17 protein-coding genes and 1 tRNA gene are annotated in these 18,031 nt (G+C 62.1%); 8 read left to right on the top strand and 10 right to left on the bottom strand.

Translation table 11 applies throughout. The features are described 5' to 3' along the window. Positions 1–85 precede the first annotated feature (85 nt). Positions 86–736: an SOS response-associated peptidase gene (locus D107_RS0102325; protein ID WP_018880674.1), complete on the top strand. Its 651-nt coding sequence runs from the start codon at positions 86–88 to the stop codon at positions 734–736. Positions 737–1,195: 459 nt separating this feature from the next. On the opposite strand, the gene D107_RS0102320 is transcribed toward D107_RS0102325, so the two are convergent. Both D107_RS0102320 and D107_RS0102315 read right to left on the bottom strand, forming a co-directional pair. After that, positions 1,196–1,459, bottom strand: coding sequence for a Txe/YoeB family addiction module toxin (locus D107_RS0102320; protein ID WP_018875414.1), 264 nt, complete (start codon positions 1,457–1,459; stop codon positions 1,196–1,198). After that, positions 1,456–1,698 carry a type II toxin-antitoxin system Phd/YefM family antitoxin gene (locus D107_RS0102315; RefSeq protein ID WP_018139194.1) on the bottom strand — a complete coding sequence of 81 codons (243 nt, stop codon included), beginning with the start codon at positions 1,696–1,698 and terminating at the stop codon, positions 1,456–1,458. The genes D107_RS0102320 and D107_RS0102315 overlap by 4 nt, the downstream gene beginning before the upstream one ends. Positions 1,699–2,050: 352 nt before the next feature. Here D107_RS0102315 and D107_RS0102310 point away from each other — a divergent pair, with 352 nt between their 5' ends. After that, on the top strand, positions 2,051–2,335 hold the full coding sequence (locus D107_RS0102310; protein WP_018880673.1) for a type II toxin-antitoxin system Phd/YefM family antitoxin: 285 nt from the start codon (positions 2,051–2,053) through the stop codon (positions 2,333–2,335). A 4-nt stretch (positions 2,336–2,339) separates the two neighbouring features. Continuing rightward, entirely contained in the window at positions 2,340–2,657 is a 318-nt protein-coding gene (locus D107_RS0102305) for a type II toxin-antitoxin system RelE/ParE family toxin (protein WP_018880672.1), read from the top strand. Positions 2,658–2,893: 236 nt separating this feature from the next. On the opposite strand, the gene D107_RS0102300 is transcribed toward D107_RS0102305, so the two are convergent. From D107_RS0102300 to D107_RS0102285, 8 genes are all read right to left on the bottom strand, one after another. After that, positions 2,894–3,883, bottom strand: coding sequence for a restriction endonuclease (locus tag D107_RS0102300; RefSeq protein ID WP_026280718.1), 990 nt, complete (start codon positions 3,881–3,883; stop codon positions 2,894–2,896). 96 nt (positions 3,884–3,979) lie between these two features. After that, positions 3,980–4,393, bottom strand: coding sequence for a GIY-YIG nuclease family protein (locus D107_RS13530; RefSeq protein ID WP_081619342.1), 414 nt, complete (start codon positions 4,391–4,393; stop codon positions 3,980–3,982). An 85-nt stretch (positions 4,394–4,478) separates the two neighbouring features. Then, positions 4,479–5,513 carry a nuclease-related domain-containing protein gene (locus D107_RS0102295; RefSeq protein WP_018880670.1) on the bottom strand — a complete coding sequence of 345 codons (1,035 nt, stop codon included), beginning with the start codon at positions 5,511–5,513 and terminating at the stop codon, positions 4,479–4,481. Positions 5,514–5,839: 326 nt separating this feature from the next. Beyond that, a complete protein-coding gene (locus D107_RS14005; protein WP_155988085.1) occupies positions 5,840–6,592 on the bottom strand; it encodes a hypothetical protein in 753 nt (250 codons plus the stop codon). Further along, the gene (locus D107_RS14000; RefSeq protein WP_155988084.1) at positions 6,579–7,175 is read right to left on the bottom strand and encodes a hypothetical protein; all 597 of its coding nucleotides are present in this window, start codon (positions 7,173–7,175) and stop codon (positions 6,579–6,581) included. Before D107_RS14000 ends, D107_RS14005 begins: the two co-directional genes overlap by 14 nt. Positions 7,176–7,284: 109 nt before the next feature. Then, positions 7,285–8,061, bottom strand: a complete 777-nt coding sequence (locus D107_RS13995) for a hypothetical protein (RefSeq protein ID WP_155988082.1) — start codon at positions 8,059–8,061, stop codon at positions 7,285–7,287. 229 nt (positions 8,062–8,290) lie between these two features. Beyond that, positions 8,291–11,776, bottom strand: a complete 3,486-nt coding sequence (locus D107_RS0102290; protein ID WP_018880669.1) for a DNA methyltransferase — start codon at positions 11,774–11,776, stop codon at positions 8,291–8,293. Between the two features lie 330 nt (positions 11,777–12,106). Beyond that, positions 12,107–13,009: a complex I NDUFA9 subunit family protein gene (locus tag D107_RS0102285; protein WP_018880668.1), complete on the bottom strand. Its 903-nt coding sequence runs from the start codon at positions 13,007–13,009 to the stop codon at positions 12,107–12,109. A gap of 172 nt (positions 13,010–13,181) precedes the next feature. Here D107_RS0102285 and D107_RS0102280 point away from each other — a divergent pair. The 5 genes from D107_RS0102280 (at position 13,182) to D107_RS0102260 (ending at position 17,990) form a co-directional block, all read left to right on the top strand. Next, positions 13,182–13,258: transfer RNA gene (locus tag D107_RS0102280), tRNA-Val, on the top strand. A 154-nt stretch (positions 13,259–13,412) separates the two neighbouring features. Beyond that, entirely contained in the window at positions 13,413–14,975 is a 1,563-nt protein-coding gene (locus D107_RS0102275) for a phospholipase D family protein (RefSeq protein ID WP_018880667.1), read from the top strand. Between the two features lie 65 nt (positions 14,976–15,040). Beyond that, positions 15,041–15,589, top strand: a complete 549-nt coding sequence (locus D107_RS0102270; protein WP_018880666.1) for an RDD family protein — start codon at positions 15,041–15,043, stop codon at positions 15,587–15,589. A gap of 73 nt (positions 15,590–15,662) precedes the next feature. Next, complete coding sequence (locus D107_RS0102265; RefSeq protein WP_018880665.1) at positions 15,663–16,835, top strand: NAD(P)/FAD-dependent oxidoreductase; 1,173 nt, start codon at positions 15,663–15,665, stop codon at positions 16,833–16,835. A gap of 150 nt (positions 16,836–16,985) precedes the next feature. After that, complete coding sequence (locus tag D107_RS0102260) at positions 16,986–17,990, top strand: class I fructose-bisphosphate aldolase (RefSeq protein WP_018866236.1); 1,005 nt, start codon at positions 16,986–16,988, stop codon at positions 17,988–17,990. The last annotated feature ends 41 nt before the right edge of the window (positions 17,991–18,031 follow it).

Genomic DNA, 18,031 nt, shown 5'->3' with positions numbered 1-18,031 from the left:
CACTGGAAGGCGATCGGGAGGTCGGCCACACGAGAATGCTGCTACCCCCACGACCCCAGGAGGGAGAGACGCCATGTGCGGACGGATGACGCGCTATAGCGCGACCAGCGAACTCGCCATGCGGTACTTCCAGGTCCCCGTCGACGAGGGGTTCGACGTACCCAGGTACAACGTTGCCCCCGGCACCCATCTGGAAGCGTTCCGGGCCGGCGAGGATGCGCCAGCGGCCTTCCAGCCGATGTTCTGGGGCTTTCGACCGAGGCGCGTCGAGGACGGGCCGCGACCGATCAACGCTCGGGCCGAGACGGTCGCCACCAGTCGGTATTTTCGATCAGCGTTTGCGCACCGGCGCTGCATCGTGCTGGCCGATGGTTGGTACGAATGGCGCAAGACCGAACAGGGCAAGCAGCCGCACTACATCACCCTGACCGAGGGCGCACCGCAGGACATCCTGATGATGGCGGGCATCTGGGAGCCAACAAGCGACGGCGGCGCCTGCTGCGCGATCATCACTGAACCCGCCAACGATCAACTCGCACATATCCATGACCGCCAACCGCTGATACTTGACGCACAGTGTCGGTGGGACTGGCTCGATCCAGGACTGTCCGAGCGTGACGACATCCGGGCAAAGACTCGCCGCATTCAGCCGGAGATGTTGCGCTATTACGCCGTCTCGAGCCGAGTGAACCGACCGGTCGAGGACGACCCGGGCCTGGTCGAGCCGAAGCGCTGATCGGAAGGTGGTAGAGAGGTGGTAGAGGGTCAGACCTTGCTTCTTGCCTCCTTAGCTGACCAAGGGAAAAAAGCAAGGTCTGACCCCGGAGACCACGCGGTCTGCCGCCAGGGAGAAGATGGGTGTCCTCTTTCTCGAGGCTGGGGCCCTATAACTGTAGGAGGCGAGCCCTCTCGCCGATCGGGCGTATCCAGCACCTCGTCGCCCGAAGGCCTGGGCTCCTGCGGGAGGAGGGGCTGCTGCGGCATGTAAACAAGATGGATGTCCTCTTCCGGTAACGATTGTCGCTGATGCGCGAGGCGCAGCAGCGCGGCCAACTCACCGGCAACCAGCGTTTTGTGGATGAGGTGGAGTGGGTCATCGGCTGTCGCATTGAGGGGCGGCGTCCAGGCCGTCCGCCGTCACGTCTCGCATGAGAACATCAATCTGTCCCCGTTTCCGGGGAATCGTGTAGCCGGGTTACTCGTAGTGGCTCCATAAACGAATCACTTTGACCACTCTTTCGTCTTCAAGCACCTGGTACACAAGCCGGTGCTGAATATTGATGCGCCGCGAGTACGCGCCGGAGAGATCACCCACCAGCTTCTCGCAAGGTGGGGGCGTTCGATACGGATCTTCCGCGATCAGCGACAGCAGTTCCTGTGCCTTTGGCTTAAGGCCGCTGGCAGCCAGCTTCTTCGCATCCTTTTGAGCCTGTCGGGTGTAGACCAACTTCCATGTCACCAATCCAGCTCCTCGTGGCATTCATCCGCCGGAGTATCCATGCCCTCGCGGATCGACTCGCGCATACCCGGCACCGATAGCAGGTACAGGGTCTCCTGAATGGCCGACCAGTCCGACTCGGATAGCAGGACTGCGTTGTTCCGCTTGCCGGTGATCACAATCGGCTCGTGGGATTCCGCCGTTTCGTCGATCAGCCGGTAGAGGTTGCTGCGCGCCTCTGTAGCCGTAATTCCCGTCATGGCGCACCTCGCAAGTGTGTGGGCTTCGACCAAGAGTACGCCTTCGCGTACGTCCCGTAAACCGTACGGGTATTCCGCCACTGCCAGACACCGCACAAACTGCGGCAACCGGCCGGATCGTTCCAGGAATTGTCCTTTCGTCCAGCCTGCAACGTCATCCCGAAAACCGCAAAGCGGTTATCCAGGATCTCGGGCGCCAAGGCAGGAGCGGACGTCAGAGATCCCGGCTCTGCGCTTCGCTCCGGCCGGGATGACAGTGTGGTATTTCGAAGAAGGTGGGTGTTCTCTTGCTCCGCAGGGTGATCTCCATAGCCCTTTTAACAGGTGCTATAGTCCGCCCTAACGGCGGCTTATGATGGAGCGGATTGCGATGATCAAATTTTCCGAAGACCTGGTCCCCCTGACCGACCTGAAGACGAATCCAGGACGGGTTATGAAACACGTGGCCGAGGTTCACCGGCCCGTACTGCTGACGAGTCGGGGCAGGGGTGTTGCCGTGGTTCAGTCGGTGGCGGATTACGAAAAGGCCGAGGAAGAGCGGGAGTTCATGCGGGCCGTCGTCGCGGGTCTGGCGGACCTGGAGGCCGGTCGGGAAGTCTCGCTGGACGAGGCCAGGGCGCAGCTCGGTCTCAACTAGCAGTATGCCCGGCATTACGATCACGTTTGCCGAATCCGCCCTGCGCGATCTCAAGCAGATGCAGGAGTGGTACTCGGAGCAAGGTGTGCCGGAGGTCGGACAGAGGCTGGTGCAAGAGGCTTTCCAACGCGTCCAGGCCCTGAACGACCACCCCGACATCGGCAGGGTAGTGCCCGAATTTGACCAGCCGTTCCTGCGAGAGCTCGTCCATCCACCGTTCCGCATCGTGTACCGGCGTGATCCCGATCGGGTGCGGGTTGTCCGCGTCTGGCGAAGCGAACGCCTGCTGCACCTCCCTGGTGGTGCGTCGAACAAGAACTAGGCGCCACCAGACCTCCGCTCACGGTTCGTGGCGTTTGAACGCCATCCCGGAAACCGCAAAGCGGTTATCCGGGATCTCGGCCGGCGGGGTAGGCGTTAGCGTCAGCGATCTCGATTCTCCGCCTTGCTCCGGCCGGGATGACGTTCTGGCCGCGGAAAAATAAATCTGTCCCCGTTTTTCTCGCAGTTACCGTGGTCCGACCCCGCTGTTCGCTCTCCCGCTCGCGTTCCGGCCAGTCAGGCCGGCCAGAACAGGCGGGTCAGCGGGACCAGCGCGCGGGTTTCCGAATCGGCGTGGTCGTAGTGTTCCATCAGGGCGGTGACCAGGCCGTTGAGGTCCATCAACATCAGCGGGATCTTCGCCCGATCCGCCTCGTACCGGGCTTCTTTGGTGAAGCCGCCGGTACTCACGTAAAGGCCCTTGTCGTCGCCGTGGCGTCCGCCCAGGAAGCTGCGCACCTCCTGCGCGCCCATGGTCGTATGCGGCCGGTGTTTCACCTCGACCACGATGCGCGGCGATTCGAACCCGAACCCATCGGGGGAGGCGATCACGTCCACGCCCCGATCTGGCCCCGGTGAGGACTCCCGCGTCTTGTAGCCCATCGCTCGGAGCAGGCCGGCCACCAGGCTCTGCATTTCCCAGGCATCCAGACGGCTCACTCGATCCTTGATGATCTCCACCGCCTCTTCGCGGTAGCGTTTCAGCAGGGCTTCCTCGTCCTCGCCGTCATCCTGCCCCTCTGTCGGGACCGGCGCGGTCGCTTGCCCGCTCACCAGGGCTTCGATCTCCTGCCTGACCGCATCCGAGAGCCGGAACAGGGTGAGGGTTGACCCAAGCGAATTCCGCGCAGCGAGCGACAGACGGTCCCGATCCAGCTCCGCCTGCCACTCTACGGCGCGCACGTTTTCGCACGGGGGCAGCACTGCCGTGTCGTGCCGATATTCCCCTGTGATCGTGCCAACGTGATAGATCCGGCGACTGGAGTCGTACGTCAGTACCCGGTCTCCTGCGGCCATCTCGTCCCGAAAACGGATCAGTTGGCTCGCCGCGCTCAGGCGTCGGCCATCGGGCCAGTCCGGAAAGCGTGAGCGGTATTCTTGTACGAGCGATGCCTTGTCCGCGAAGGCGGACAGATCGCCTATCTCTTCCCAGCCAATGCCGACATGGCCCTTTTCACGAAACTCATCGGCCTGCCGCCCTCCCTGGCCCGCACGCACCATCCACATATTCGTTTTAGCCATCGTGCACCTTGTTTAACGTTTCCATGCGGACCATTGGCCCATTAGCCAAGTCTCCCACCAGCCCGCGTCTGTGGCTGAAGCTCATGCTCCTGTCTTGTTCCATGCTGGTTTCAACGTGGAGACCAGGCTGTCTTCGAGGCCGGCGGCCAAGTTCACGTGAAACCCGCCGTAATGAAGCAACCCATTGTCCGGGAGGGCGTATACGGTGACGGCGCTTCCGGTACGTAGCGCCTCAATGATCAATTTGTTGCCCTTGATGTTTGTCGACTGAGTTGGCCCTGGGTTCTGGTAGCCGTAGAGCCGGGTCTTCAAGGGCCGCGTGGTTTTTCCGACGTACATCACTTCACCGTCCACTACTAGCGCATACAGGATATTTCTTTCAGAGGCGCAATCTGTGAGCGTGCATCGGGCTCTGCCGTCTTCAAGCGCCCAGTTCCCTGCGGGTCGAAAGCCAATATGCTCCAGTCTCTGGAGTGCTGTTTCGTCGGTGCTCATGGCGAATTGTGGTCGTATCCTTTACCGAAAGCCCATGTCGGTTTCTACCGGGTCGGGGTTGGCCGATGCCGTGCGGTTTCCGTATCTAGTTCCCGTCGGCAGTGGTTGGCTGCTCGAATACTACCCACTCGCGGGAGCAGTCCTGGCAGGCGCTGGTGTAGGTCGGGCCGGATTTTGTCACTCGGACCTTGCGGGACTGGCAGGCCGGGCAGGGCACCTTCATTGAGGTGTTCGTGCCGCAGGAGTCGCAGCGAACGTAGTAGCCGTATTTGCCGTACATGCCGGTCAGCTTGTCTTGCTGGTCGCAATTCTTGCAGGCGAGCGTGGAGGCTTGGCTCGGGCTTGTAGCCGGTGAGGGCGCGGCTTGGGTGGGCTGCGGTTCCGGCGTCGACGGTCGCTGTGCCTTTGGTGCCGGCTCGGGCTTAACGGAAGCGGGCGGCTCCTGCACCTGCGGGGCCGGCTCGGCCACGGCCGAAGCACTCGCACTTGCTCCGAGGTGGCTTTGGAGCAGGAAGTCGCCGATGCCTTCGATTTCCTTTTGGCTGAATCGTGGCCGGGCCGTCACCAGCCCCTTGGCTCGTGAGCCGACCAGTTCGCGTACCTTTTCCGCGACGAACTCGCTCTTGACCACGCGGTTCGCGATCGCACGGGGCATCTCATCGCGGTGCAGGATCGCGCTGCTGGATACGGCGCAGAGCGTCCTCCAGTCACGGCCACCAATCTGGGTCTGGAGGCCCAGCAGTCGGCCGAGAAACTTCTCCACGTTCTGGCGAAGGAGATCCTTGACCAGGGCCTCTTGCAGCTCCGCTTGCCGCACAGGGGAGGGCATGCCGTACCAGTCGCCGCGGTAGCTACGTGACCACTCCCCATGGCCGTTCACCTTCACCTCGCCGTAGATGCTCTTTGACTCGATGATGACCAGCCCATAGGGATGCACCACCAGGTGATCAACCTGCGCGCGCTCCCCGTTATGCTCGATGCGCAGGTCGTTGATGATCCGCACGGTCTCATCGTCGCCGAATTCGCGCCGCAGGTAGAATGCCACGTCCTGTTCCTGCTGGTGCCCGGCCTTTGAGCGTTCATCCTGACCGCTTGGCCCATCCTTCTCCTTAAGAATCATCGAATCTCCTGAGTTGAGCCGTAAAGCCTCTCCGTCGTCGCCTTACACGATTTCCGCCAGGCGCCCCCAGCGGCCGATTTCAGCGTCGAAATGGGCGCTTTAAGGCGTTGAACAAGCCTTTAGGGGGCGTTAATCGTCAACAATACAGATGGTTATCGTGGTCCGACCCCGTTATCTTGTGCCCTTAAAGTCCGGTTTCTACAGTAGGTTACCGTGGTCCGACCCCGTTATGGTGTGAGAGGGTTACCGTGGTCCGACCCCGTCATGGCCTGGACCACCGGTAGATTACGAGCGGAGCGAGTAATTTATCCGTGTGCAGCAACTTGTTACGTGTTTTCTATAATCCGTTCGGCCTCACGTACACCCAAAGGAGAAATTTTACAAATTGACCCTTGAACAATATCGATTAAATTGTCAGAGCGAAGCTTCTCGATTATTGACTTAAACCTGGTTCGATTTCTGTAACCAATAAGGCTTTGAATTTCGTCGATACTATATCTATCTCTCTTGTATAGGGTGATGATAACTTTCTGATCTGCCTTCAATTTATTGTCCATAATCATAAAAGACTCGCCGTCATCCCAGATCAAGTCGAGATCTCTCTCAAGAATGGCGTCGGTTAGGGCGTGAGCATCATCAGGGTTAGAGGCGGTTACATTACGCACAAGCTCTGCCAAAACCCACTTAGTCGAATTCAGTATAAACGTGGCGTCCATTTTGTTCGGGGAAATCGAAGAAATATGGCCAACCCCCCGTTTATTCCGAATGCAATAGATCGAGAAAAGAACTCTTGGAATTAAAATCCTGAACGCTTCGTCTCCCGTTGCGGATTCATATTTACTCAAAACTGTGGGACTAAAGGATCCCATAGCTTTTGCCAGCGGAGTGGTGCTGCCAAAAAGCTCAAATTCAACGATTCGTCGAGCGGCTTCAACGAAATGACCAGCATCGAGCTCACTCGGCTTCCACCTTTCTATGCGATAATTTCTTAGAACCTCTGAGTATGCAGAAATCAGCGCATCGACGATGTCAGCCGGATAAGAAGATTTTAAATACTGACCGATTTTAGGATTGAGCACTTTCTAGCAGCTCCCTTGCCTTCTTTTCTCCTTGGAAAGTGAGCTTTACATTTTTATTACCACCCTTCACGCCGTCCGACAGAAAGATAGTTCTATCACTGAATACTTTAGAAAAGTTCGGGGAATCTAGACAACCGTGCTCCTCGCAAACCGTGCGAATATCCTTGGAGGCAATCATTTCGTCGCCAAGCAACTTGGATCCGTAGCAGAGCAAAATTGCCGCATTAGTCATCTTAGACTTAACTGTAGTGCCAGGTATGTCAGAAACAATTTTTAGTTTTCCGTTTATTTCTGAAAAATAGTTGGGATACTGAGCAATACCTTCATTTTGAATATCAGCAACAGTCTGGCTTGCTTGCGAAGCATTGTCTTCTTCAGCTTCAATGCTAACGCTCGCGCTTCTCTCCGCGCCAGCTTTTTCGGTAGCATTTTCTTGTTGATGCTGTTCAACTACCACATGCCTTGAGATGACCCTTATCAAGTCAGTCAGACTCTCAAAGTGCTGTGACACAAACTCCTCTGAACCCTCTAGCTCCAAGATACCTTCGTGTGCAGAGTACTTAAACTTTGCTTTTTCCGTCATTTTTGTCTCCTAATTGGTAACACGTAACGCCGCCAACACGCGCGGCTTTGCAGTGGAGGCGAAGCCGCAACGGAAAAGCCGTCGCTGTGCTTGGCATGGTTAGGCATTACTATGCTCCCTTATCAATCCACCACATGATAACTTGTGCCGCAACGCCCAATACTCCGATGATCACAATAGCCCAGGTAAGGTTGTTGCCAACTTTGGCCGTTGCAAGATTATCTCTATGTTTCTGCTTCTCCAATTCGTGATTCGATAGCGTTTCAAGAGCTTTGCCCGACAACAAGTACCCATCGTTATCCCGCTTCAAATCACCTGATTCAGCAAACGATTCAAGCAGGAGCTTAAGGTGTTCTTTGTGTTGGTCTTTGCCGGGGTGAAAGAACCATTTCCTCGAATATAGCTGCATACCAAGAAATAGCGGGTCAAATTTTTCCTTAGGTTTTTGGATGCTGCGCTCAACAAGATACTGAAGCAAGTCCATACGCTCAGCTCTAATAAGTTGCTGCCGATTGAATCTCTTCTGGGAATGTTTGTCACGGAAGATCACCCATCGGTGCCAATAGCATGCATTAGCCATCAAGAACTTGAGCGGACTAGAGTAATCGAACTGGTACCCGTTGTAGTAGTGCTCAATTCTTAAAGAATACTCGGTACTTCTAATATCCTCTTGAGAAAGAGTCGTAATATCTCCCGAATCATTGTCTTTTCTTACGAGCGCTTCATACCCTTTTTCGGTCTTTCCTTTGAGCCATACCTGCTCTTTACCAGTACTGTCCACGAGATGCACAGCGTAGAAATCGTTCTCAAGTGCTCTCGGGCCACTTAGAGGTATAGAACCAGGTGCGGGCTTTTCAAGAGCTTTGTCAATGGCACGAAAAAACAATGTTCTCCCCCCCCTGCCTAACAGTGATTGGATGGCGCGCACGGATATTGGATGAACGTGCGCGCGTGTTTAATTGGGTATTCAACCGGGCGCGTGGCGTAAGAAAGCGTCGTTAAATCAGCCGGATCGGGCGCCGAAGTGGTGTTTAGGGCCGTGTTATCTCGCGCGGCTGTCAATGCGGTTTGGGGCCATGGTCGAGCGGTGAACCCTTGGTGCTTCTGGTCGTTTGTCATGTCAGGCGCCAGTGGACGTTGTCCGTGCTGGCCTGGCCGAGGATTTGGAGGGCGGCTAAGACCTGGGTGATTGACTTCGTTGGTTTGCGCTTGAAGTGGCTGGCCAGGGCGTCCGGGGTCTGGGGGCCGATGGCGAGGAGGCGGCGGACGGCTTCGACCTGGTCGGGCATGGATTTGGGCCAGGTGGGCTTTTTGGCCGGTTCGGTTGGGGTCGCGGCGGCGGCCTCGGGCTGGGCTTCCAGGGTGGCGGTGGTCTGGGTGGCTTCGGGGGCCTGGTAGTCGGGGCGCAGCCAGCGGATGTGGCCCTGGGCTTCTTCGGCGGCGCGTTCGGCGTTGAGCGCGACGAGGCGGCTGAGAAGTTCTTCTTCGGCTTCGGCCTGGTCGGCGGGCTTGTCCGGCAGCGGGGTGGTGGCGCCGGGGCGGCCGACGAGGCGGTCGTCGAGGTCGCTCCAGCCGTAGGCCTGGAAGACGGCGCGGTCGAGGTCGTCGTGCAGTTCGCGCAGCAGGGAGACGAGGCCCTGTTCGTGGATGGTGCGTTCCTTGACGGTCAGCGGTTCTTCGGCGCGCAGTTTTTCCAGCACGTTGTACATGCCGGTGAGGGTCAGGTCCGGGTGCTCGGCCTGGCGCCCCTTGCGGTGGGCGTCGATGCGTTCGGCGAGGTCGCCGATGGTGGCGGCTTGCTGGTCGTCGAGTTCCGGGAAGGGAAAAGTGTCAAAGCAGCGAATCTTATTGTAGATCGGATCATTGCCAACGCCCAATCGGCTGCCTGTCGCGAGGCTCCAAATAATGTGGAGCCGCGATTGGAGAACCCCAAGGTGAAACCCGCTCTCCAACGCGATCGTGAACACCTTATGGTCGGTTACGTAAGTGCGGTCGATAAACACGAAGACGCGGTGTTTCGACGTTTCTGTGGTCCCGACGAACCGTGGCAGACCCGCCAAGGCAGCTCTTATCTTGGGTCGCTCCCATCCAAATCGCCACCATAGTTCTCGGATGGATTTTCGCCTGTTCTGGTCTCGCTCTGGTTTTACGTGGTTGAGCACATGCTGGAATGCGGCTGGATTGGCCTTTCGGGATTCTTCTTCCGACATTCCGGAGAAGTCGATGACATAGCGCTCGCGAGGCTTCTGAAGAATGTCGCGCCCACCGAGGTAGGGGCGAATACATGATGCGTTTGACTGCATCATCTCCGTAGCTGAACCTGAGTCTAGGATAAACCCCGAACCATGCAGTGCTGACCCCATTCCGCTAAGCCCAAGAGGAGCTTTCAGCGGGATCGCTGAGCTTACATTGGCACCAATACTGAGATCTGAAAAAATTGTCCCCGTTCGAGAAGTAAGGGACACATTGCGATAGTCGTCGTTTCCCGAGCGCTCAGAAACGACCGAAGATAAAATTCCCTGCTGCGCTCCACTATCTGTGACCGTCATGCTGATACGGACGGCAGCGCCATTGGCGGTGTCCACCCAGGGATGGTCAGGAACTGCAAAGGCGATTGATACCGGGTTCTTGCCGGAGAGCGCCGATTCGACCACCTTTCGGTTAAATGATTGCCCGATACTGTTGGTAGTAATGAAGCCGAAGCGCCGCGCTGCGCCCTTGCTGACTTTCTGTGCAGCGATGCACCACCAATACATCACGAAGTCCGCGGAGTCCGGGACGATGCTCCTGAAAACCTCGCGCATGGCGTCCACATAGCCATCGCCTAGTGCTGCGCGCATTCGTTTTGTTCCGATAAACGGCGGGTTACCGACGATGAAGTGGGCTTCGGGCCATTCGGTGCGGCGCGGGTTGCTGTAGTGGTAGACGGGGGTGCGGGCGGTCTCGTCGGGGATGAGTTCGCCGGTGACGGGGCTTTTCTTGTAGCTGATGCCGTCCCAGATGGTCACGGGCTGGCCGTGGTCGTCGGTCATGGGTTCGCGGGCATCAAAGTCGATCAGCGCGTCGCGGCATTCGATGTTGTGGAAGTCGCGCAGGATGGGTTCGGGCAGGCTGAGGCGGCCGTGCAGGCGGTAGTGCCATTGCAGGTAGCCGATCCACAATACGATTTCGGCGATGGCGGCGGCGCGTGGGTTGATCTCCAGCCCGAGGAATTGGTGCGGGTCGACGGTGAGGCCTTCGGTGTCGAAGCTGGCCTGGCCGGCGCTCAGGTCGCGGATCAGGTTGAGCACTTCGCCTTCGAGGCGCTTGAGGTGTTCCAGCGCCACGTAGAGGAAGTTGCCGGAGCCGCAGGCGGGGTCGAGCACGCGCGTTTCGCACAGCCGGTGGTGGAAGCGGCGCAGCTCGTCCAGGGCCTTGTCGGGCTTGTTCTGTTGCAGCCAGGCCTCGGCGGCGACCTGCACGGTGTTCCATTCGGCGCGCAGGGGCTCGATGAGCGTGGGCATGACCAGGCGTTCCACGTAGGCGCGCGGGGTGTAGTGGGCGCCGAGCTTGTGGCGTTCGCGCGGGTCCAGCGCGCGTTCCAGCAGGGTGCCGAAGATGGCGGGTTCGACGAAGCGCCAGTCGGCCTTGCCGGCCTGGATGAGGAGGCCGATCTGGTCGGCGTTGAGCGGGATGGGGTCGATGTTCTGGAACAGGCCGCCGTTGAAGCGCTGCACCTTGTGCATCAGCTGGCCTTCATAGCCGCCGGTGTTCATCGTCTCCCACAGCGAGCGCATGGCGTCGGGGAAGTGTTCGGGGTTTTGTTGCAGGCGCTCGAGCAGGGCGGTGAAGCTGCCCTTGGGCAGGAGCTCGACGTCCTCGCTGAACATGGTGAACAGGCAGCGCTTGAGGAAGTGCGCGACGCGCTCGACATCAAAGCCGTGCTGTTCCAGGGACTTGGCCAGTTCGGCCAGGCGTGCGCTGACCTCGCGGGTGACGCGGGCGGCGTGCTTGCTGGCGTCGAGCTGGTCCGGCGCCAGCCACAGATGGTGCAGGCGTTGCTGGATCTCGGGGTCGCGCAGGTCTTCCAGGCGGATGCGGTGGCGGCTGGGATCCGGGTACGGGACGTAGGTGCCGCCGGAGCGGGAGAACTCGGCGTAGAGCTCCAGGCTGCGGCCGACATCGGTGACCACGATGAACGGCGGGCGGGCTTCGTCTTCCGGCAGGGCGCGCACGTACTGGTCGGCCTGGTTCTGCGCGGCGAGCATGGCCTTGTCCCAGCCCTGGGTGTGCAGGCCCTTGCCGGTCTGCTTGGCCTCCAGCACGAAGCAGCCGCGGCGGTAGAGGTCGATGTAGCCGCGGTTCTCGCTGCCGTCCGGGTTGCGGATGGTGACGCGGCGTTCGAAGACATAGGCGTTGTCGGCGGTGTCGTCGCTGGCCGGGTCGGGCTGCGGCAGGTCGAGCAGCGCGCACAGCTCGGTGAGGAAGAGCTGGTAGTTGGCGCGTTCGCTGCCGCCGGTGTCGCGCCAGCGGTCGAGGAAGGCCTCGACCTGCTCCGGCGCGGCAATGGGGGCGGGGCCGGATTCTTCGGCGTGGGCCGGGCGGGCCGCGAGTCCATCCATGTGACGCATGTCCGTTTACGTGTTGGGCCCGACCTTACCGATTCTGTTTGCGGTTGTCCTGTGGGGTGCGGCTCTTGGGGTTAGGTGTGTAGTGCCGTGGTGGGTTCGTGCGTGGGAGATCGCGGCTCTTCGCTGCGCCGCGGCCGGGATGACGAGGGGGGGCTGCGGGCGGGATGACGGTGTGTGGTGGGGCACAAATTGTGGGAGTGTGCTGTGGGAGCGTGCTTGCACGCGAAGCCTTTGACTGTGTCCGACCTTGGCAGGGGCTTCGCCTGCAAGCAGGCTCCCACAAGGGGAGGCGGGCTGGTCGGGTAATTTCTTCGGGTGGGGTTAATGGGTTGGGAGGCAGTCGGGCAGGGATTGTTCGAGCGAGTGGGGGGTGATGCCGAGGTCGGCGAAGGTGCCGAGGGTGGGGTTGGCGATGTTGTCCTGTTGCATCAGGTAGAGCTGATCGCGGGTCAGGGGCGGGTTGGGGAGTAGTGAGCCGAGGGCGGCAAGGGCGTGCCAGACGGTAAATGGTATGGGCAGCATGGGGCGTTTGCGGCCCAGGTGCGTGAGGACCAGGGCCACGATCTGGCGGTAGGTGAGGATGTCCGGGCCGCCGAGTTCGTAGATGGGGTGTGTGGGCGGCTCGTCTGCGCACAGGCTCGTGAGGGCGCGGGCGATGTCGCTGACGTGTACCGGTTGCAGGCGGGTGGTGCCGCGGCCGAACAGGGGGATGACCGGCAGGGGCGCGAGGCCGGCGAGGTTGCGCAGGAAGGCGTCGCCCGGGCCGAAGAGGACGCTGGGGCGCACGATGATGGCGTCGGGGAATTCGTGCAGGACGGCGGCTTCGCCTTGCGCTCGGGCACGGATGTACGACGATGGCGAGCGGCTGTCGGCGCCGATGCCCGAGATCTGGATGACGCGCTCCAGGCCCGCCTTGTGGGCGGCGCGGGCGAGGCGCGCGGCGCCTTCGACGTGGATGGTGGTGAAGCGCAGGTTGCGTTGCTCCACGTACAGGCTGACGGCGTTGATAACGCCCCTGGCATCTTCCACGGCGCGGGCGACATCGGCATCGTCCCGGATGTCGGCGCGGCAGTGCTCCACTCGGGGATGATTTTGCAGAGAATCGGGTAGTACCGGGCGGCGTGAGGCGATGCGCACGGTGTGCCCGGCGTCGAGCAGTTCGTGCACCGTGGCGCGGCCGAGAAAGCCGGTGCCGCCGAATACCGTGATGCGCTTCGGGTGCATGGTGAGCCCCTTGGTTCAAGTTCGCCGGGCGGTATGACTGAGCGACGGCTTGTCGCGCAGACCGGCCGGGTCAGCGGCGCCGTGTTGCCCCTGGGAAAGCCGGAAGGCGATGCGTTGCGATGGGCTTTGACAGGGGGCGGGGAGTCGGTACAATACGCGGCTCGAAGACGACAGGCGCGTAGCTCAGCTGGTTAGAGCACTACCTTGACATGGTAGGGGTCGTTGGTTCGAGTCCAATCGCGCCTACCAGTTTGTAGAAAAAAGCGAGTCAGGGTCCGCCCGGCTCGCTTTTTTTGTGTCCGGGGTTCGGGCGGGCGCGTCGACAGGGCCGAGTAGAGGCGGCAGGCTGAGCGCTCGCGTGGGGTTTGAAAGGGGGGGCTTCGCGTCCGGCGATGGCTTGGTGATGCGTTATCCGGTTTGGTTTTCCTGGCTTGTGGCGGTGCTGTTGCTGGCGCTGGTGGCCGGCTGTGTCCCGCTGCAGCCGGCGCCGGAGCGTGCCTGGCAGGGGCTGGAGCCGCCGGCGAGCGAGGGGCCGCTGGCGACGTGGCTGCAGGGGCATCCGCCGGCCCGGGACGAGGGCAAGACGGGCTTCCGGTTGCTGGACGAGGGGGCGGAAGCGTTTCGCTGGCGCGTGATGAGCGTGCGCATGGCACGCGAGCGCATTCAGGTTCAGTCTTACATCTGGCGCGACGATGCGGCGGGCCGGGTGCTGATGGGCGAGCTGCTGGGGGCGGCGGATCGCGGGGTGCGGGTGTCGCTGCTGCTGGATGACATCGATGCGCGCGGGCGCGACGCCACCCTGGCCGCGATCGATCAGCACCCGAATATCGAGGTGCGGGTCTTCAACCCGTTTCGCAGCCGCGAGGGCTTGTTGCGCGCGAGTGCGGAGTTCTTCTTCCGCGGCAGCGACCTGAACCACCGGATGCACAACAAGGCCTGGATCGTGGATGGGCATCTGGCGATCACGGGCGGGCGCAATGTGGGGGACGAGTATTTCGAGGCCAGCCCGGACTACAACTTCGCGGACCTGGACCTGGTGGTGGTGGGGCCGCTGGTCCGGGAGATCGATCTTTCGTTTGTGGAGTTCTGGAACAGTCCGGGGGCGATCGGGGTCGAGCGTCTGGCGCGGGAGAACGCCTCACCGGAACGGCTGGCGATGCAGCAGGGGGCCTTGCGCGCCTGGCTGGCACAGAACCACACCCACCCCCTGATGCAGATGGAGCCCCTGAACGGATTGCCGGTGCCGCAGCCGGTGGCGGATGCGGCGGCCTATGTGTGGACTACGCAGGCCGAGTTCGTGGTGGATGACGAGGCCAAGGCGCGCGGGCGCGGCGAGGGTTCGCGGGTTGCGAATGCGCTGGGCGAGCGGCTGCTGGGCGTGGAAGAGGAACTGCTGATCGTGTCGCCGTATTTTGTACCGGGGCGCGACGGGACGGCCCAGTTGGCGCGCATGAGCGAGGCGGGGGTCCGGATCCAGGTGCTGACGAATTCGCTGGCCGCCAATGATGTGGCCTTTACCCATGCGGGGTATGCGAGCCGGCGCCACGCCTTGCTGGATGCCGGCGTGGAGCTGTTCGAGCTGCGCCCCACCGGGCCGCCGCGCTGGGCGCGCCTGGAGCGCGACCGCGGGATCGATGCCTCGCAGGCCAGCCTGCACACCAAGCTGCTGGTGTTCGACGGCCGCGAGGCCTTTGTGGGCTCGTTCAATCTGGATCCGCGCTCGGCGCATACCAACAGCGAGTCGGGCGTGTTCCTGCGCGAGCCGGTTCTGGTGGAGCGGCTCGCGGCGCTGCATCAACAAGGGATTCGGCCGCAGGTGGCCTACCGGGTGGGGCGGGATGCGACCGGCGGCCTGGTGTGGCGGGACGGCTCCGGCAATGCCCACCGTTACGAGCCCAAGGCGGGGCTGTGGCGGCGGTTCGTCTCCGGCGTGACCCGGATTCTTCCGGTCGAGCCGTTATTGTAGGGGCCGGCCGGAGGGTAGAGGCCGGCCAGCGGCCCAGACACTCAAGGAAAGGAGAGCGAGCGATCATGGAATGTGGACAGTGTGGCAAGCAGAACCCGCCGGACGCGCGGTTCTGCATCCAGTGCGGGGCGCCGATGGCGGTCGGAGGCGGCGGGCACGACGGCCCGCCCGAGGACCGCGCGGCCTATGGCGGGTTCTGGGTCCGTGTCGGGGCCTATCTGGTGGATGGCGTGATCATCGGGGTGCCGCAAATCGTCGCGCAGGCCGTGATCAGCCCGGAGACGATGGCGGTTCGCGGGCCGGATGACCCGGTGCCGCCGGCGGAGGTGGCCTGGTTTCTGGTGAATATGCTGGTGGCCTGGCTGTACTGGGCGGGCATGCACAGCTCCCGGTATCAGGCCACGCTGGGCAAGATGGTGTTCGGGCTGCGGGTGGTGGATTTCAACGGCGAGCGGATCTCGTTCCTGCGCGCGACCGGGCGGCATTTCGCGACCATTCTGTCCGGGATGATCCTGATGATCGGCTACATCATGGTGGCCTTCACCCGGCGCCGGCAGGCGCTGCACGACCTGATTGCGCAGACCCTGGTGGTGCGCAAGGAGTGGGTGCGCTGAGCGTGGGCGGGCGGCTGCGCCACATCCCGCTGGCCTCGGGGAACGTTTGGTGACGGAACCGGGGCGGGCAACTGTGGACTTCGACGTGGTCGTGATCGGCGGCGGCGCGGCCGGGCTGATGTGTGCGCTGACGGCGGGCGGGCGCGGGCGGCGGGTACTGGTGCTGGACCACGCCAACCGGGTGGGCAAGAAGATCCTGATGTCCGGTGGCGGGCGCTGCAACTTCACCAACATGTACTGCGAGCCGGAGAATTTCATCTCCGCGAATCCGCATTTCGTGAAGTCCGCGCTCAGCCGCTACACCCAGTGGGACTTTATCGCCCTGGTGGAGAAGCACGGCATCCCGTACCACGAGAAGAAGCTGGGGCAGCTGTTCTGTGACCGGTCGTCGAAGGACATTGTGCAGATGCTGCTCGACGAGTGCGCGGCGGCCGGGGTGACCGTGCGCACGGATACACCGGTGACGGATGTGGCCACGGGGGCGCCGCATCGGCTGCAGGCCGGCGGGGATGCGATTGCCTGCGAGTCGCTGGTGATCGCCACGGGGGGCTATTCGATCCCGCGCATGGGGGCCACCGGCTTCGGGCTGGACCTGGCGCGTTCGCTGGGCCTGGCGGTCCAGCCCACCCGGCCGGCCCTGGTGCCGTTCACCCTGGGCGGGCGGCCCCTGGAGGAGCTGGAGGGGCTGTCGGGTGTGTCGCTGGACACGGTGACGACCGCCGGGGGCATGGGGTTTCGGGAAAACCTGCTGTTCACGCATCGCGGACTCAGCGGGCCGGCGGTGCTCCAGGCCTCGTCGTACTGGGTGGAGGGGGAACCGGTGGCGATCGATCTGTTCCCGGGAATGGACCTGGCCGCCCATCTGCGCGAGCTGCGGGAGCAGCGCCCGAAACTGGAGCTGAAGAGCGTGCTGGGGGAGCAGTTGACCCGCCGGGTCGCGCAGCGCTGGTGCGAGCTGTGGGTGGAGAACCGGCCGCTGGAGCGCCTGAGCAATGCCGATATCGAGCAGGTAACGGGGGTTTGTCAGCCCTGGACGGTCTGGCCGTCCGGGACCGAGGGCTACCGCACCGCGGAGGTGACGCTGGGCGGGGTGGATACCGCCGCCCTGTCCTCGAAGACGATGGAGTGCCGCTCGATCCCGGGGCTCTATTTTATTGGCGAGGTCGTGGACGTGACCGGGCATCTGGGCGGGCACAACTTCCAGTGGGCCTGGGCCTCCGGGTACGCGGCGGGCATGTACGTCTGAGCGGTTTTTGTGCGCCGCGAACACGGCCTTTCGTGCTGTTCGGGAAACTGTGCTGGGGTTTCGCCTGTCGGGTTGGAAGGACCCGTGTTGGAAGAACCCGGGGTGGGTGACTACTCTTCAAATTCCCAAGCAGCAACGCAAGGAGCTGGCATGAAGATCGATCAGTTGGTAGAGACGGCCGAAGCGATGGTGGCCCCCGGCAAGGGCATCATCGCCATCGATGAATCCACCGGGACGATCGGCAAGCGGCTCGGCGCGGTCGGGGTCGAGAACACCGAGGAGAACCGGCGGACCTATCGCGAACTGCTGCTGACCACGCCGCAGCTCAACGAGTACATCTCGGGCGCGATCCTGTATGACGAGACCATCCGCCAGTCGACCCGCGACGGCAAGCCGTTCGTCGACGTGATGAACGAGTCCGGCATCCTGCCGGGCATCAAGGTGGATACCGGCGCGAAGGACCTGGCCGGGTTCCCCGGCGAGAAGGTGACCGAGGGCCTGGATGGCCTGCGCGAACGCCTGGAGGAATACGCCAAAATGGGCGCGCGGTTCGCCAAGTGGCGCGCGGTGATCACGATTGGCGACACCATGCCCACCGACACCTGCATCGAGTCGAATGCGCACGCGCTGGCGCGGTATGCCGCGCTGTGCCAGGAGCAGGGCATCGTCCCGATCGTGGAGCCGGAGGTCCTGATGGACGGCAGTCACGACATCGAGACCTGCTACGGCGTGACCGAGGCGACCCAGCGCGCGGTGTTCAAGGCGCTCTACGAGCATCATGTCCTGCTGGAGGGCACCATCCTGAAGGCCAGCATGGTGCTGCCGGGCAAGGACTGCCCCGAGCAGGCCAGCGTGGAGGATGTCGCGCATGCGACGCTGCGCTGCCTGGAGTCCGCTGTGCCGGCGATCCTGCCCGGGATCGTGTTCCTCTCCGGTGGGCAGAGCGATGCCGACGCCACCAATCACCTGGATGCGATGAACCGCATCGGCGGGGCCCCGTGGCCGCTGTCCTTCTCCTATGGTCGCGGCATGCAGCAGGCGGCGATGGAGCTGTGGGGCAAGGACATGGGCGCCAATTTCGAGAAGGCCCAGCAGACCGTGTACGAGCGCGCCCGCGACAACGGGCTGGCGGCCCAGGGCAAGTACGCGGCCTGAAGCTGATGCCGCATGGCCTGGATCCAGGGCCGGATCCACGG

The organism is Thioalkalivibrio sp. ALE30 (assembly GCF_000377465.1).
GTDB lineage: Bacteria > Pseudomonadota > Gammaproteobacteria > Ectothiorhodospirales > Ectothiorhodospiraceae > Thioalkalivibrio.
This window is presented reverse-complemented; position numbering and strand designations above follow the sequence as displayed.

What these genes read in the sequence shown, in the direction of transcription:
- D107_RS0102275 (WP_018880667.1), top strand. Translation starts at nt 13,413, where the DNA reads ATGCGTTATCCGGTTTGGTTTTCCTGGCTTGTGGCGGTGCTGTTGCTG.
- D107_RS0102310 (WP_018880673.1), top strand. Translation starts at nt 2,051, where the DNA reads ATGATGGAGCGGATTGCGATGATCAAATTTTCCGAAGACCTGGTCCCC.
- D107_RS0102295 (WP_018880670.1), bottom strand. Translation starts at nt 5,513, where the DNA reads ATGATTCTTAAGGAGAAGGATGGGCCAAGCGGTCAGGATGAACGCTCA.
- D107_RS0102290 (WP_018880669.1), bottom strand. Translation starts at nt 11,776, where the DNA reads ATGGATGGACTCGCGGCCCGCCCGGCCCACGCCGAAGAATCCGGCCCC.
- D107_RS0102305 (WP_018880672.1), top strand. Translation starts at nt 2,340, where the DNA reads ATGCCCGGCATTACGATCACGTTTGCCGAATCCGCCCTGCGCGATCTC.
- D107_RS0102300 (WP_026280718.1), bottom strand. Translation starts at nt 3,883, where the DNA reads ATGTGGATGGTGCGTGCGGGCCAGGGAGGGCGGCAGGCCGATGAGTTT.
- D107_RS0102285 (WP_018880668.1), bottom strand. Translation starts at nt 13,009, where the DNA reads ATGCACCCGAAGCGCATCACGGTATTCGGCGGCACCGGCTTTCTCGGC.
- D107_RS14000 (WP_155988084.1), bottom strand. Translation starts at nt 7,175, where the DNA reads ATGACGGAAAAAGCAAAGTTTAAGTACTCTGCACACGAAGGTATCTTG.
- D107_RS0102260 (WP_018866236.1), top strand. Translation starts at nt 16,986, where the DNA reads ATGAAGATCGATCAGTTGGTAGAGACGGCCGAAGCGATGGTGGCCCCC.
- D107_RS0102315 (WP_018139194.1), bottom strand. Translation starts at nt 1,698, where the DNA reads ATGACGGGAATTACGGCTACAGAGGCGCGCAGCAACCTCTACCGGCTG.
- D107_RS0102325 (WP_018880674.1), top strand. Translation starts at nt 86, where the DNA reads ATGACGCGCTATAGCGCGACCAGCGAACTCGCCATGCGGTACTTCCAG.
- D107_RS0102270 (WP_018880666.1), top strand. Translation starts at nt 15,041, where the DNA reads ATGGAATGTGGACAGTGTGGCAAGCAGAACCCGCCGGACGCGCGGTTC.
- D107_RS13530 (WP_081619342.1), bottom strand. Translation starts at nt 4,393, where the DNA reads ATGAGCACCGACGAAACAGCACTCCAGAGACTGGAGCATATTGGCTTT.